The sequence below is a fragment of the Hymenobacter sp. BT559 genome (genome assembly GCF_016427535.1).
GTDB lineage: Bacteria > Bacteroidota > Bacteroidia > Cytophagales > Hymenobacteraceae > Hymenobacter.
The window spans coordinates 16,726-32,539 of the sequence record NZ_JAELXV010000002.1 but is presented as its reverse complement, the minus strand read 5'-3'; the positions used below and the strand labels follow the sequence as shown (position 1 = coordinate 32,539).

Genomic DNA, 15,814 nt, shown 5'->3' with positions numbered 1-15,814 from the left:
ATAGCTCAACCGTATACCTGCCCTTTGCGTAGGGAGCCACCTACACGGGCAAGATTTCACGTATATACCGGTCAACTCAACCGGTACTTAGCTTGTTTCTGGCCGGTGCTCCGCCTCTTTTCTGCTTTACATATGCCGCTACTTTTTCGCTTAACGCTATTTCTCAGTTTACTAGCCGCTCTTCCCTTTGCCGCCCATGCCCAGCTCGAGGAGCTAGGCGAGGCTGGCGAGTCGGATTTTAACCCCGTCAACCCCAAGCCCAACTACCGCGACAAGGCCGTGGGATGGCAGAAAAACGTGCCGCCCGATTCGAGCCGCATCCGGTACTCGGTGTTTTTGATTGGCGACGTAGGCAGCCCCATTCCGGCCGAAAAGGGAGGTGAGCCTTCACTCAACTTCATGCGCCAGCAGATGATGCATATGGGCGCCAACAGTTCGGTGGTGTACCTAGGCGACAACATCTACAACCAGGGCATGCCGCCCGAGGGCGCCTACGACCGCAAGATTGCCGAGGGGCGCCTGAACACGCAGCTTGATATCCTGCGGGGCTACAAGGGTGAGAAATATATGGTGCCCGGCAACCACGACTGGATACAGGGCACCCAGAACGGCCTAGCCCAGGTCAACCGCGAGCAGGCCTACGCCGAGCATTACTTGGCCCAGGACTCGACGGCTTTTGCCTACACCGGCGACTTTTTGGTGCCCCGCGATGGCTGCCCCGGCCCCTACGAAATACCGCTGCGCGATGACTTGGTGATGATTGCCATCAACTCACAGTGGTTTATCACGCCCCAGGAGTTTCGGCCCTACGGCGACCTCTGCGGCGCCAACAACGCCGAGGAAGTATACGCACAGCTGGAGGAGGTTATCAAGCGCAACAAGGACAAGCACATCCTCATTGTGACGCACCACCCGCTGTTTTCGGATGGCATTCATGGGGGCTACTTCACGTTTGCCGACCACGTGTTTCCGCTTAGCATCGTGCAGAAATACGCTTTTCTGCCGCTGCCCATCATCGGGTCGATATACCCGCTGGCGCGCAAGTACGGCGGCATTTCGCAGGATATCCCGCACCCAGCCTACCAGGCATATAAGAAGAACCTGCTCGACATTTTTGCCAAGTACCCCAACGTTATTTACGCCAACGGGCACGAGCATAACCTACAGTACATCGACGTAGGTACGGGTCACTTCATCACGAGTGGCTCGGGCTGCAAAACCCAGCACGTGAAGCCCGGCGTGCAGGGCGATGCGCTGTTTTCGGACAAAGAAAAAGGCTTTGCCCGCCTCAATTACTACGAGGATGGTCAAGTATGGGTCGAGTTTGTGGTGCCCAACGATGCCGACCAGGGCAAGACTGCGCGCATCGTGTACCGCCAGCAGGTGTACGCTGACCTAGGGCGCGGCGGCGCCACGGCCAGCACCAATGGCCCCGGCGGCCCTGTGAATACGCTAAAGCCCGACGCTGGCAAAGTGCAGGGCACCAGCGCCCCGGCCGGCACCGGCCGCACCCACAAGGGCAACCAGAGCAAAGACGACCTAGAAGCCGCCGCGGCTAAGGCCAGCGGCCGGCCCGACGGCGCCCCCGTAGTGGCAGCCGATGTCAAGCGCCCCGACTACAAAGACAGCACCGTGACGGTGGCCGTGAACCCCACCTACGCCGAGCACGGGCGTTTTCACAACTGGCTGCTCGGCGACCACTACCGCGCCGAATGGGCCACGCCGGTGAAGTTTCCGGTGCTCGACATCAAGACCGCTCAAGGCGGGCTGATTCCTTATAAGATGGGCGGCGGCAAGCAAACGGCCTCGCTGAAGGTGCGCAACGAAGACGGCTACTACTTCACGGTGCGCGGCATCGACAAAGACCCCACCGCCGTGCTGCCCGAGGGCTTCCGCACCGGGCTGGCGCTGGCCGTGCTGCAAGACCAGATATCGGCACAGCACCCCTACGCCTCTTTTGTGCTGCCCCCGCTGGCCACAGCCGCCGGCATCTTGCACACTAACCCCAACTACGTCTACGTTCCCAACGACCCGGCCCTAGGGCAGTACCAGCAGCGCTTCGCCAACACGCCCGCCGCCCTCGAAGAAGATGCCAAGGGCAGCCAGGACAACGACGCCTCCCTAGGGTATGCCAAGAAGCTGGTGAGCACCGAGAAGATGCTCGAAGAGCTGCTGCAAGACAACGACAACAAAGTAGACCAGCCGGCCTTCGCCCGCTCGCGCCTCTTCGATATGTGGATAGGCGACTGGGACCGCCACGAAGACCAGTGGCGCTGGGCCCAGCGCAAAACCAAGGACGGCGACAAGATTTTTACGGCCGTGCCCGAAGACCGCGACATTGCCTTCTTCAAGGGCGATGGCGTGCTGCCCTCGCTGATTTCGAAGAAGTTTGCGGTGCGCAACTTCCAGAATTTCGGCTACGACTACGGCGACTACAAAGGCCTCAACCAAACCGGCCTCTCCAACGACCGCTTGTATCTGAGCGGCGTGAGCCGCGAGGAGTGGGTGAAGCAGGCCGAGATTATGAAGGCCCAGCTCACTGATGCCGTCATTGAGAAAGCCTTCGCCGAGCGCTGGCCCAAGGAGATTTACAGCCTGCACGGCGCCGAGATTGTGGCCAAGCTCAAGAGCCGCCGCGACCTGCTGCCCGATGTGGCCCGCAAGTACTCCAACCTGATGAGTGACATCGTGGAGGTGCGCGGCTCGCAGAAGAATGAGAAGTTTACGGTAACGCGCCTGCCCGACCACAAGACCCGCGTGGTAATGCAGAAAATCAGCAAAAAGGGCGAGCTGACCAAGGTGCTCTACGACCGCACGTTTGATAAAGTAACCGACGAAATTCGCCTCTATGGCATCAGCGGGCGCGACGTGTATGACCTCACCGGCGACCAGCGCCTAGGTCACAAAATTCGCATCATCGGCGGCACAGGCCACGATACCATCATCGACGACTCGCGGGTGGCCGGCATGCGCCACCGCACCCAGATTTATGACGCCGACACCGGCAACGTGATTCAGAACCGGCGCGGCGAGGCCCGCCTGCGCCTCGAGCCGGGCGTGGATGTGAGCCGCTACGACCACCCACACCGCTTCGACCTCAAGGACTACCGCCTCAACTACACCGGGCCAGCGCTATTTTTTGGGTATAACATCGACGATGGCCTGCTCATCGGGGGCGGCGTGACGCACCGGCGCTACGCCTTCCGCCGCGACCCATACAGCTCGCAGCAGTCGCTCACGGCCAACTTTGCGCCGGCCCGCGAGGCGTACAATCTACGCTACCTAGGTGAGTTCATCAGCGTGTTTGGGGGCAAGGCTAACCTGCGCGTGGCCGCCCAGTACTACGGCCCGCAGCTGCTCTACAACTTCTTCGGCATTGGCAACAACACCCAGAACTACAGCAGCGAGGACAACGACGACGCACAGGCCTCCAACCGCTCTATCAACAGCGCCTACCGCGTGCGCTTCGACCGCTTCTACGTGGCGCCCACGCTCGAGCGCAAGCTATTCTCGTTCGGCAAAATCGGCATTGGGCCGCAGTTCGAGCGCTTCCGGGTTGAGAAAGACCAAGTGGGCTCGATTATCCGCGACAGCATTGGGGCCAATTTCGAGAACCGCCGCTTCGGCGTCCGGGCCTCCGATTTCCAGGCTAATACCTACCTAGGCGCCCTGATGTACGTGGACTTCGGCGCCCAGTCAACACCTAAGGACCCGCGTATCGGCATTCAGTGGCACAACGAGTTTCAGTATAACTTCCAGCTTAACGGCACTGGCCTCACCTACGGCCGCTTTGCTACTGAGCTCAAGGCCTACCTCACGCCCAACTTCCCCTTCCGCCTCACCTACGCCGGCCGCATCGGCTGGATGCACAACATCGGCGACTACCGCTTTTACCAAGCTAATACGCTGGGCGGCACCACCAACCTGCGCGGCTACCGCCGCACCCGCTTCGCGGGCCGCGATGCGCTGTACGGCAACTTTGAAGCGCGCCTGCACTTGTTCAAGTTCAACGCCTACCTCTTCCCCGGCACCTTCGGCATCATGGGCCTCGCCGATGCAGGCCGCGTGTATTCGACCAATGACACGCGCACCGGTATCTCGGCCTTCCACACTGGTTTTGGCGGCGGTGCGTTCGTCAATGTCCTCGACCAGGCCGTGATTAACGTTACCTACTCGGTAGGCGAAGAAAAGCTGATTTTCCTAGGTTTCGACTTCTTGTTTTAAACCGCTAACTGGTTAAGAACTAGAAGCCCCGGCTGCCGCAGCAGTCGGGGCTTCTTTTTTACCAAGAGCGCGTACTGGCTTGCGCATAGCAAATGAGCGTTTCCTCTTAGCAAGCCGCTAAGCCCAACTACCCACCCTAGGGCGCGTATAGTCTTTTACTCACTTTCTCCCCACCTCTTTATGAGCCAGAACGAACATAGCCGCACCCAAGCCGACGTTGCTAACGACGGCACCAACGCCTCCCGCCCCGAAAACGCTAATGGCGTAGGCGCCCAGCAGCAAGGCAGTGCCCCCCTCACCACCGATGGCACCACCGGCACTAGCGAGGGTACCCACGGTGGTAGCGGTGCCCAGCCCGCCCGCGATGCGAAAGGCAGCAGCCACCGCGGCGACGAGCCCAACGCCGATTCGAAGAACACTGGCGGCGGCTCGGACCAAGAGCACAAGAACCAAACGAAAAACACCACCGACGAAAAGACCGACTACGGTACCGGCAACGCGGCCCCCAGCGCCGCCAATGACGGTGGCAAAATCGACGATGCCAACAACCCTGCCTAGCCACCCGTGCTAGTTTGCTATAGGTCTACAAAGCCCCTCAGTATGCACTGAGGGGCTTTTTTGTAGAGCTTAGGAAGTAGGCTCGGCTATACCCTTTCGGGCGGGCGACCGTTACAGCTCTAGGTATATCCCTACCGAAATCCTTTTCCTAACCCCCTTTTTACCCTTGCTATGAACCAGCCCATCACCCGTGTGCAGCACGGCTTCACCGACTACGCTTACATTCCGCTCGTGGCAAGCGCGCCCTACATGGTCGGCTTCAGCGAAAATAGAACGGCAACTACGCTGTGCTACGTGCTCAGCAGCACCATCCTGGCTTCCTCGCTGGTTACCCGCGCCGAGTGGGGCGTAGTGAAGGTACTGCCCTACAAAGCGCACCTGGTGCTTGATGTGGTAGGCGGCCTGGCGGGCCTGAGTGCGCCCTGGCTGTTTGGCTTTGCCAAAGACCGCAAAGCGCGCAACACTTTCATTGCGGCCGGCCTGTTTGGCCTGCTGGCCGGGTTGCTCTCCAAGCCCGAAGAGATGCCCCAGACCACCTAGGGCCCCGTTGCGCAGGTGTTGTAGTCCGCCCCCAGGATGTAGTCACCGAGCGGACTGCAACGCCCGCGCACCAGCTTAGCGCAGCCATTCATTCAGTATTCACGTAAGCAGGCCGATTCCCGCGTTTGGCGGGGCTTCGGCCTGCTTATGTCGCTACACACTACCTCTCTCTGCACAAAGAACTACCTGCTGCCCGGCCTGCTGGCCCTGGCCGCCGCGGCCCACGCCCAAGACGTGCCGCGCATTTTTCCGGCGCCCGCCCCTACGGCCATCGACTCGGCCCGCGGCTCGGGCGACCTCACCGACAAACAGCAGTTTGCCAATCCCTCGGTGCTGGGCATGGGCCCCAGCAAGGGCATCATCCTGCACTACGAGCGCACTACGCCGTTTAGCGTGGCCGCGTCGAGCCAGGTGGCGGGCGTGAATGACTACAACACCGACGCCCGGCGCAATGGCAAGCTCATTTTTAAGGGCTATATCCCGGCCTGGAACCGGCCCCACCTCAAGGTCATCGTGGGCCTGAACTACGACCGGGAAGAGTTTAAATTTCGAGAGCAGCCCACCAACTACGGCCTGTTCGACAACATCGAGAACAAGGGCCTGAAGAGCACCGGCGTGCAGCTGGCCGTTATCCGGCCCGTCGATGCGGTGCACTGGTACCTCGCGCGGGTCAAGGGCGAGCTATCGGGCGACTACACCTCGAGCACCGACATTGGCAACACCAACTACTTCCGGGGCTCACTCGAAGCCTTTTACGGCTGGAAGCGCAGCCCGCGCTTTTCGTGGGGCGTGGGCTTTCAGTACGGCTACACGTTTGGGCGCCTGAGCTTGTACCCGGCCATCATTTACAACCGCACCTTCAACGACCGCTGGGGCATTGAGGCGCTGTTTCCGGCCCGCGTGTCGGTGCGCTACAATGCTTCCGAGCGCTCGCTGTTCTACGCTGGCTATTCCGTCGATGGCTTCAACTACATTGTAGCCCTGCGCCAGGAGTTGCCCCTAGGTCCGGGCAAACAGCCGTTGCGCAGCCTAGAGCTCCGCGAAACCGAAGTAAAATTCCGCCTGCGCTGGGAGCGCGAGCTATTGTCCTTCCTGTGGCTGGGGGCCGAGGGCGGCTACCGTTACAACCATGCCTTCGATGCCTTCGACCGCACCAATACCGACCGCGAGCGCATCATCCGCACCAAGCTCGGCGGCGCGCCATACATCAGCCTAGAGCTATTTGCCGTGCCGCCCCGCAAGCTACTGGGGAAAGCCGGCGTGCGGCGGTAATGCATCTTGAATAACAAACTACCCCACCTCGCCTGTCATGCTTCGCAAGCTCAGCATGACAGGCGAGGTGGGGTAGTTTGATAGAATGACAACCTCTGTTTACTTCTTCGCCCTTCGCCTGCCTGCTAGCTTTTTCAGGTACTGGTACTGCGCTTCTTGAGTGCGCACGGGCGGCGCCCCTTCAGCCGATAGCAGCAGGTTGTTGTCGAAGTCACGGGCTTTCACGTTGTCGGCGCGCTCTAGGTCGAGCAGGTGGCGGATTTCGGCGCGTAGCGCCTCATCAGGTACCGGGAAGGCTACTTCCACACGGCGGTCGAGGTTGCGGGTCATCCAATCGGCCGACGAGAGGTAGACCTTCTCGGTGCCGCCATTGGCAAACACGTAGATGCGGGCGTGCTCGAGGTAGCGGTCGATGAGGCCGCGCTGCATGATATTTTCGCTCAGGCCCGGCTCGCCGGGCACCAGGCCGCCAATGCCCCGGATGAGCAGCTCGATGCGCACGCCGGCCTGGCTGGCCTCATAGAGCGCAGCTATCATACCGGGGTCTTCCAGCGAATTTACTTTCAACAAGATGTAAGCAGGCTTGCCCTTGCGGGCGTTAGCGGCTTCGGCGGCGATGAGCTTGAGCAGTTGCTTGCGCAGCGTGAAGGGCGCCACCAACAGATGCTTCAGATTGGTAGGTTCTTCGCCGGTTTGGAAGTAGCGGAATACTTGGTCTACTTCGGCCACGATTTCGGCATTGGCCGTGAACAAGGCGTGGTCGGCGTAGAGGCCAGCCGTGGCCTCGTTAAAGTTGCCGGAGCTGAGGTAAGCGTAGCGGTGCAGCGTGCCGTCGGTACCCTCGAGGCGATTGATGAGCAGCAGCTTGGCATGGCACTTAAGCTCGGGCGGTGTGAAAATGACGTGTGCCCCAGCGCGCTGCAATTTCTCGGCCCAGTGCATATTGCTTTCCTCATCAAAGCGCGCCTTCAGCTCCACCACGGCCGTTACCTGCTTGCCGTTTTTTACGGCTTTGAGCAGGGCCTTGGCTACTGCGCTCTTGGGTGCCACCCGGTAGAGCGTGATGGCGATGCTGCTCACGCTGGGGTCAGCAGCGGCCTCGCGCAGCAGACGCGGCACGGCGTCGAACGACTGGTAGGGCACGTGCAGCAGGTGGTCGCGCTTCGCAATGACGGGCAGCAGCGGGCCGGTGCGGGGCAGCGTGGGGTGCGGCAGCTCGGGCCACTCGGGGTTCAGCAGGTCGGTACGCCCGAAGTTGGGGAAGCCAAAGAAGTCGCGGAAGTTGTGGTAGCGGCTGCCCTCTACCAACTCTTCGTCCTCGATGCCGGTCTTTTGCTTGATGGCGCGCAGCACCTCCTTGGGCGTTTCGGGGTCGTAGAGCAGGCGGGCGGGGTAGCCGGTAGCGCGCTTGGCGAGGCTACTGCGAATCTTGGCCAGCAGGTCGCCCGACACCTCTTCGGCAATGTCAATTTCGGCGTCGCGGCTGAGCTTAATGGCATTGACTTGCACCGATTTGTAAGCCGGAAACAAGCTGGGTGCCGCCACCCGCACCACGTCGTCCAGAAACAGCACTTGGTGCGGTGCCTCCGGGGTGCCGGCGCCGCCGGGCAGCGGCACAAAGCGGCTGCCGTGGCGCTTAGTAGGCAGCTCCATCAGCACCACGCGCTCGGCATTGCCTTTCTTGGCTTTAGCCTGCGGCTTGGTGAGGTAGAAGGTGAGGTACACGGCCTGGTCCTTCAAAAAAAGCTGGTGCAGCGTTTCGTCGAGCACCACCGGCGAAAGCAGGTCGCGCACGTTTTTTTCGAAGTACTGCTGCACCCAGACTTGCTGCTCCTCGGTCAGGTCCTCCGCGCTCAGCATCTGGATGCCCGCCTCGCCCAGGGCCGGCAGCACCTGCTCGCGGAAGGTGCGCCCAAACTCCTGCTGCTGGCGGTGCACTTCCTCGAGCACCTCTGCCAGCACGCGCTTGGGTTTGGCTTGTAGCTGGGTGCGCGTTTTCTTTTTGAGCTTGACGAGGCGCCGCAGGGTGGCTACCCGCACCTTAAAAAACTCGTCTAGGTTGCTGGAGAAGATTGCCAGAAACTTGAGGCGCTCAAGCAGCGGCACCTCAGCACACTGGGCTTCTTGCAGCACGCGGGCGTTGAAACGCAGCCAGCTCAGGTCGCGGGGCAGGGTTTTCAAAGGCATCAGAAGTTAGGAGAGAATAGAATGCACCAGGCCGAATTAGCTCCTCACTACGCCGGCATGCCTTGTACGCAATTTTTGGGCCTAGCAACAGACAACCTGGCGGCCCGCCCCCACTCCTAACTTAAAATTCACACCTAGGGGCCACCCTAGCTTACGTTTTTTGGATATTCGTAGAAGTAAAATTCGGCATTGGCGGGCCCTATTTCGGCCCAGTGGTCGACCATAAAGCGCAGGCACATGAGGCCGGCCGTGGGCATTTCGCCGCTCAGGGGCGAGGGCGAAAGGTAATTAGCCACGTCGGTGAAGGTGGGGTTATGGCCAGTGAGCAGCGCCGAATTAGCGTCGTCGGGCAGCTCCCGGATAACGGCCACTACCGTGTCGAGGTCAGCCTCATACAGACACGGCTCTACCTGAATTTTATCGTGCGGGTAGTCGACCTCGCGGGCCACGAGCACGGCCGTGCTAAGGGCGCGCACGGCTGGCGAGCTCACGAAGAGAGCAGGCTTAATCTGACGCTTGGCCAGGGCCTGGCCGATGCGGGGGGCATCGTCGCGGCCCCGGTCGTTGAGGGGGCGCTCGCGGTCACTTAGCTCGTCAAAGCTCCAGCTCGACTTGGCGTGGCGCATCAGGTACAGGGTTTTCATGGCACGAAGCTAGGCAACGGCGAGTAAACCAGCCCGCCAAAAATTAAGCACCTAGGCTGTACATTGTTAGCATGAAAACCTACTTACGTTCGACCGGCGCCGCGCTAGCCCTGCTCGGCCCCGCCCTGGCTTGGGGCCAGGCACCGCCACCCCCGCCAGCGCCCTATGCTATGGCGGCCAGCCCGCAGCAGTTGGCGCCCTACACGGTGCAAGGCCAGCTTGGCAGCCCAGCCACGGGCATGGCTTACCTATTCTACGACACACCCAACGGCAAGCCCGACTCGGCGCAGATTAAGGGGGGCAAGTTCACGTTTCGGGGTAAGGCACCGGCGGGCACCCTGGCCGGGCTATATGCTTTCGCGCCCAAGCAGCTACAGACCTTCCGGCACCCCAAGCGGGGCCAGCGTATGCCCCAGCCGCTGCTCGTGTACCTAGAGCCGGGTACAGTAAAGGTGAGCAGTCGCGACTCGCTGCCCCACGCCACCGCCCTAGGCACCGCGCTCAACGCCGACAATGCCCGGCTAACGGCCGCCCTGAAACCTACTGATGACCAAGTAGCCAAGCTCATGGATGGCTACCAGAAGGCCACCCCCGAGCAGCGCCAGGATAAGGCCTTCAATGAATCTATCGAAAAGCAGTACGAAACTATTCAGGACGCTCAGAAGCTGGTGCTGGCGCGCTTCATCAACGCCACGCCGCAGAGCATGGTAAGCCTAACAGCGCTCAATCGCTACGCGGGCCCTGCCATTGACCCCACCACGGCCGAACCGCTGTTTATGGCCCTAGCGCCAGCCTTGCGCAGCAGCGCGCCGGGCCAGGATTTTGCAGCCAGACTGGCCGCGGCCAAGCTCACGGCGGTAGGTTCACTGGCCCCCGAATTCACCCAAAATGATGTAAATGGCAAGCCGGTGAAGCTTTCCGACTTCCGGGGCAAGTATGTGTTGGTAGACTTTTGGGCCAGTTGGTGCGGCCCTTGCCGCGCCGAAAATCCCAACGTGGTAGCCAACTACAACCAGTATAAAACCCGCAACTTCACGGTGCTGGGCGTGTCGCTCGACCGCGAAAATGGCCGCGACGCGTGGCTGAAAGCCATCGAGAACGACCACCTGACCTGGACCCACGTTTCGGACCTCAAATTTTGGAAGAATGAGGTAGCCGTGCTCTACGGCATCCAGAGTGTACCCCAAAACTTCTTGGTGGGCCCCGATGGCCGCATCGTCGCCAAAAACGTGCGGGGCGAAGACCTAGGCAAGACCTTGGCTGCCAAGCTGCCGACAACAGCGCCCTAGGTAGCTTATTCAGCGCTTCAAAAACGTTTGTCCTTGCGAGCAACGCGAAGCAATCGCACTTGTTGAGCGCCGCTGTTCAGGTGCGATTGCTTCGCGTTGCTCGCAAGGACAAACGTTTTCAAGACATTGAAAAACAGAAATATACGACAAATAAAAAGGCCTACCGCAAGCGGCAGGCCTTTTTTAATGCCTATGCGGGCGAGTGGCTTACTGCTTTACAAAGCGCTGGTGCGAGGTGGTGGTGCCGTCGCTCACGGTGAGCAGGTACACGCCCTGGTGCAGGGTGCTCACGCGCAGCTGGTCGTTGGTCAGCGGTAGGTCGGCTACTTCGGCGCCGCGCAGGTCATACACGTGCACGCGCAGCGGCAGGCTGGCATCGGCCGAGGCGGGGCGCTCTATCGTCAGTACGTCGGTGGCCGGGTTGGGATAGATGGTGTAGCGGTCGGCGGGGGCACCTAGGCGGGCGGTGGCGCCACCGGTCACGGTAAGGGCGTAGTCCTCGGTTTCGCCGGCGCTGTAGGTGCCGCAGCTGGTGGTGGCGCTACTCGTGCTCATTACTACGCGCAGGCGGGTGGCGCCGGGGGTAGCGCTAGCGGGCACCGCGAAGGTGGCAGTGCGCGTGGTTTTGCTAGAGCTACCGGCTGCCACTACCAGGGCTTCGCCCTCATCAGTAAAGGTGCCGTTCTGGTTCCAGTCGGCATACACGTCGAAGTACACGGTAGCGGCTTTGTTGGCAAAGCCCGCCGAGAAGCTGATGGTCTGGCTCGAGCCCGTGGCTACGCTGGTGCTCAGGGCGGTACCGTCGTAGTAGCCGCCATCGTTGCCGCTGGTGCGGCTAATGTTGCCCAGCTTCACGTAGTCGATGTACTGGCTGGCGGCGTTGCCCTGGCTGGCGCAATACGTGGGCGTAGTAGGTGTGGGAGTGGGCGTAGGCGTTGTGGTGCCCGGTGCTGCCCCGCCCTGCGAGCTGAGTAGCGAGGCGCGCGAGCCGCCGGTGGCAAAGAGGGCGTCCATGCGGTCGCCCTGGCCGCTCGAAAACATCTGCATGCAGCCGTCGTCGGTGTAGTCCATGTAGTTCATGAACATGTCGCCGCTGCTGCCATTCGAGCACGTCACGTGCGGGAAAGTGGGGCAGCCGTAGTTGCTGGTTTGCTGGGTGGGCGTATCGCTCACTTGGTCGTTGCCGCAGCGGGCATCACCCCAAATGTGGCGCAGGTTTAGCCAGTGTCCTACTTCGTGGGTGGCGGTGCGCCCTAGATTGTAGGGGGCCACCGCCGAGCCGCCGCTGCCGAAGGCCGAGTATAAGATAACCACGCCATCGGTGGCCGCCGCGCCGCCCGGAAACTGCGCGTAACCTAGTAAGCCACCGCCTAGGTTGCAGCACCATAGGTTGAGGTACGAGGCAGCGGGCCAGGCATTGTCGCCGCCGCTGCTGCTGTATTTCATTTTGTCGCTGCTGTCAAAGCTGGTGGCGGTGGTGCTCTTGCGTACGATGCCGGTGGTGGCATTGCCGCTGGGGTCGCGCTTGGCCAGCACAAATTGCACGCCCGCGTCGCCAATGAGGCTGGTGAAGGCGGCTGGAACCTTGCTCAAGTCAGCGTTTTGACGGTGAAAATCGGCGTTGAGCACATCGAGCTGCGACTGCACCTGAGCATCGCTGATGTTCTGGGCGGCCGTGTTGTAGAGCACGTGCACCACCACCGGAATGGTGACAATGATGCTCGACGAGGTGCGCTGCGCGGGGTTGGCCGCTTTCTGCTTGGCATACACGCTGGCCTGCTGGTCGATAGCTTGCAGGCGGGCGCCGTAGCTGGGGTCAGCGGCTAGCTGGGCGGCCAGCACTTCCATGGTAGCGCACTGCCGCTGCGCCGGCATCTGCTGCGCCTGGGCGGCAGGCCCAGCCAGGCCCATCATAGCAAGCCCCGATAAGAGTGAGTAAACGAGTTTTTTCATGTGGTAAACAGGTTTGGGAAAAGAGAGAGGCAATAAGCCAAACCTATCGAAAAAAATTGACTTTACCACGACTCCGATTCTACGTTCGCTCAGCTCCTTCCCCCTTATTATCAGTTCACTTGCGTTAAACTCATTTTTTACTTTTTACAAGAACCAACTCTTCAAAAACCCTTCAGAAAATCTCCTAAAATCGGCAACTAATTGCTGCCTATCTCGCATAAAAAACCCGACCCTAGCAGGTCGGTTTTCTTAGTATTCGCAACACTATCATTGGCGCGGTCACGCTAGCCTTTCTGCCCAGCGGGTTAACTCTTGCACTACCTCCGCAAATAGCGGCCGGGCCGCTACCTCAGGCTGAGCGCAGCGGTGCTGCAATTGTTGCCAAGCTTGGTGCACGGCCGGCAGGGCGGCGGCTTCGGGGCAGTGCGTCAGCAAATCATCGAGCAGGCACGCAAAGGCACGTGCTTCTAATTGCTGCAGGGCTTGGGCCTGGCCTACGTCGGCGGGGTCGAAGAAGCAGGCGGCGCCAAAGTCGCCCAGCAGCGCTTCGCCGGCTTCGGTATACAAGATATTGTGAGCATACAAGTCGCCGTGCATAATGCCCTGCGCGTGCAGGTGCGCGGCCGCGGCAGCGATACCTAGGGCGATGCGCAGTGCGGCGCGCAGGCTATACACAGTGCCGGGCGCGTACACGTCGCGGGTGCAAGATGCCAAGCTAGGCGGCCCCCCTAGGTTGCAAAAAGCGGAGTCAATAAGCTCAAGCACTAAGCCTTCGGCCCCGGCCGGGTGCTCGGCGATTTTACCTTTTACGGCAATCAGATTGGGGTGCGCGCCGGCGCTGATGCAGGCGGCCATTTCACTTTGCGGCAGGCCATCGCTAGTGACGGCACCTTTGAATAGCTTGACGGCCACCTCGGTGGGCACGGCCGCGCCGCGGTGCCACCCCGCCCGGTATATAACGCCCGACGCGCCCTCGCCCAGCTGCTGCTCGACGCGCAGCTGCCCCCACGGAATGCTAGCAATGGGATGGCGCGCCACGGCGGCGGCTTCAGCGGCCGCCGCAAAGGGGTTGCCCGCGTAGGCCAGCCAGCTCAGCCGGGGCATGGTGAGCAGCCAGGCCGGCAGCTCGGTAAGCTGGTTGGCCGCAATGCGCAGCAGCCCTAGGTTGGTGCAGCGGGCCAGCGCGGCGGGCAACGTGGTGAGCCGGTTGCCGGCTAGCATCAGCTTCTCTAACTGCGGGCAGTTGCCAATTTCGGACGGCAGCTCGGTAAGCTGGTTGTCGGTGAGGATGAGCCAGCGCAGCTGGAGCGGCAGCGCGGCCGCGGGCAGTGCATGTATCTGATTGGCTTTGAAGCCTATCATGCTCAGCAGTGGGCACTGGCCCAGCACCTCGGGCACGGCCGTAAACTGATTGTCGGAGCAAAACAGCACGCGTAGCTTGTGCAGGCAGGGTAGGTCGGCGGGCAGCGCCGAGAGGGCATTACCAGAGAGGTTGAGGATTTCGAGCGAGTCGGCTAGGTCGAATATTTCGCGCGGAAACTCGGTAAGGCCGGCCGAGAGGTCGAGGCGCGTGGCGCCCGCTAGCTGCCCGGCGCGCAGCTGGTCGAGGGTGTGCATGGCGCAAAGGTCAACCTAGGAAAAAGAAAAGCGACCGGAACATGTGTCCCGGCCGCTTTTCTTTTTCCTAGGCTAGCTTACTCCGTTACGGCGTCGTACTGGCCATACTGCTGGTTGCTGTATGGGTACCGCACTTGGTAGAGCTCGGCTACCTTGCGGCCCAGCAGTTCGCGCAGGGCGTCCACGTTCTCCTTTTGCTGCGCCGAGATGAACACTACCGGGTCGTGCAAGCGCGCCATGTAGGTCTCTTGCAGCTGCTCGAGCGGCGGGCGCGGGGCGGCTTCCTCGAAGTCGGTCGGGAACTCCTGGTCGGGGTCATCGTCGCCGAAGTTCGGTATCGGGTCGGTATCAGCCTTGTACTGGTCTATTTTATTGAACACCAGCAGCGAAGGCTTATCAGAAGCGCCGATTTCGCGGAGTGTTTCATTTACTACTTCGATGTGCTCCTCAAAAGCTGGGTGCGAAATATCGACCACGTGAATGAGCAAGTCGGCCTCCCGAATCTCGTCGAGCGTGCTCTTGAAGCTCTCGATAAGCTTGGTGGGCAGCTTGCGGATAAACCCTACCGTATCGGAGAGAAGGAAGGGCACGTGGTTGTCGAGCACCACCTTGCGGGTCGTGGCATCGACGGTGGCGAAAAGCTTGTTTTCGGCAAATACTTCGGCCTTGCCGAGTAGGTTCATTATCGTGCTCTTGCCTACGTTAGTATAGCCCACCAGCGCTACCCGAATGGTTTGCGTACGCGTTTTACGCTGCGTCACAGCTTGCTTGTCGAGGTCTTCGAGCTTCTCCTTGAGGAAGGCAATGCGGTCGCGCACGATGCGTCGGTCGGTCTCGATTTCCGTTTCACCTGGGCCCTTCATGCCCACACCACCGCGCTGCTTGTCCAAGTGGGTCCAGAGGCCGGTGAGGCGGGGCAACAGGTATTGATACTGCGCCAGCTCGACTTGCGTGCGCGACGTGGCCGACTTGGCCCGCAGCGCAAAAATGTCGAGAATGAGCAGCGACCTGTCCACAATTTTCACTTTCAGCTCGGCCTCTAGGTTGCGCAGCTGCGAGGGCGACAGGTCATCGTCGAAGACGACCATGCTGCTGTTTTCGTGCTGCACGTAGGCTTTTATCTCGGCTAGCTTGCCCTCACCCACGTAAGTGCGGATGTCGGGCTTTTCGAGCTTCTGCACGAAGCGTTTGGTGGCTTCGGCACCGGCCGTTTCAATCAGAAAAGCTAGTTCGTCCAGGTATTCGGTCGTTTGCGCGTCGTTTTGGCGACGCGGGGGCACGCTCACGAGCACAGCGGTTTCGCGCTCTTTGGCCGTGGCGTGGGTCTTTATTTTAAGTAAGTGTTTAGGCGTTTTGGCGTCGCGGCGGGCGGGGGTGCTATCGGAAGCCCCCCAGTGACGGGTGCCGCTACGGTTGCCGCCGGGCGAGTTGGAATTAGACATAGCGTAAAAGCGCGGAATGGGTGCGCTAGATAGTTAACACTAAATATGGGAGAATCGTTGTATAAATACGCGTTTCCACGACCTGACT

Annotated in this window: 10 protein-coding genes; 5 read left to right on the top strand and 5 right to left on the bottom strand. The window is 60.8% G+C overall.

Annotation, left to right across the window (positions count from 1 at the left end; all coding sequences use genetic code 11):
* The first annotated feature begins 132 nt into the window (after positions 1-132).
* From JAO77_RS24065 to JAO77_RS06800, 4 genes are all read left to right on the top strand, one after another.
* Positions 133-4,224, top strand: coding sequence for a bifunctional metallophosphoesterase/BamA family protein (locus tag JAO77_RS24065; protein ID WP_235998280.1), 4,092 nt, complete (start codon positions 133-135; stop codon positions 4,222-4,224).
* A gap of 180 nt (positions 4,225-4,404) precedes the next feature.
* Positions 4,405-4,782 (top strand): hypothetical protein, encoded by a 378-nt coding sequence (locus JAO77_RS06810; protein WP_198989594.1) that lies wholly within the window; start codon positions 4,405-4,407, stop codon positions 4,780-4,782.
* Between the two features lie 171 nt (positions 4,783-4,953).
* Positions 4,954-5,322, top strand: coding sequence for an SPW repeat domain-containing protein (locus JAO77_RS06805; RefSeq protein WP_198989593.1), 369 nt, complete (start codon positions 4,954-4,956; stop codon positions 5,320-5,322).
* 147 nt (positions 5,323-5,469) lie between these two features.
* Entirely contained in the window at positions 5,470-6,594 is a 1,125-nt protein-coding gene (locus JAO77_RS06800; protein ID WP_198989592.1) for a DUF6268 family outer membrane beta-barrel protein, read from the top strand.
* A gap of 99 nt (positions 6,595-6,693) precedes the next feature.
* Here JAO77_RS06800 and ppk1 read toward each other — a convergent pair whose 3' ends face one another.
* Together ppk1 and JAO77_RS06790 are read right to left on the bottom strand one after the other, a co-directional pair.
* Complete coding sequence (gene ppk1, locus JAO77_RS06795) at positions 6,694-8,781, bottom strand: polyphosphate kinase 1 (protein ID WP_198989591.1); 2,088 nt, start codon at positions 8,779-8,781, stop codon at positions 6,694-6,696.
* Between the two features lie 146 nt (positions 8,782-8,927).
* Positions 8,928-9,425, bottom strand: coding sequence for a SixA phosphatase family protein (locus JAO77_RS06790; protein WP_198989590.1), 498 nt, complete (start codon positions 9,423-9,425; stop codon positions 8,928-8,930).
* 71 nt (positions 9,426-9,496) lie between these two features.
* Here JAO77_RS06790 and JAO77_RS24360 point away from each other — a divergent pair, with 71 nt between their 5' ends.
* On the top strand, positions 9,497-10,714 hold the full coding sequence (locus JAO77_RS24360) for a TlpA disulfide reductase family protein (protein ID WP_198989589.1): 1,218 nt from the start codon (positions 9,497-9,499) through the stop codon (positions 10,712-10,714).
* Between the two features lie 207 nt (positions 10,715-10,921).
* On the opposite strand, the gene JAO77_RS06780 is transcribed toward JAO77_RS24360, so the two are convergent.
* The 3 genes from JAO77_RS06780 to hflX form a co-directional block, all read right to left on the bottom strand.
* Positions 10,922-12,667, bottom strand: coding sequence for a GEVED domain-containing protein (locus tag JAO77_RS06780; RefSeq protein ID WP_198989588.1), 1,746 nt, complete (start codon positions 12,665-12,667; stop codon positions 10,922-10,924).
* 279 nt (positions 12,668-12,946) lie between these two features.
* The gene (locus tag JAO77_RS06775; protein WP_198989587.1) at positions 12,947-14,284 is read right to left on the bottom strand and encodes a leucine-rich repeat-containing protein kinase family protein; all 1,338 of its coding nucleotides are present in this window, start codon (positions 14,282-14,284) and stop codon (positions 12,947-12,949) included.
* A 77-nt stretch (positions 14,285-14,361) separates the two neighbouring features.
* Positions 14,362-15,726: a GTPase HflX gene (gene hflX, locus JAO77_RS06770; protein WP_198989586.1), complete on the bottom strand. Its 1,365-nt coding sequence runs from the start codon at positions 15,724-15,726 to the stop codon at positions 14,362-14,364.
* Positions 15,727-15,814 lie beyond the last annotated feature (88 nt).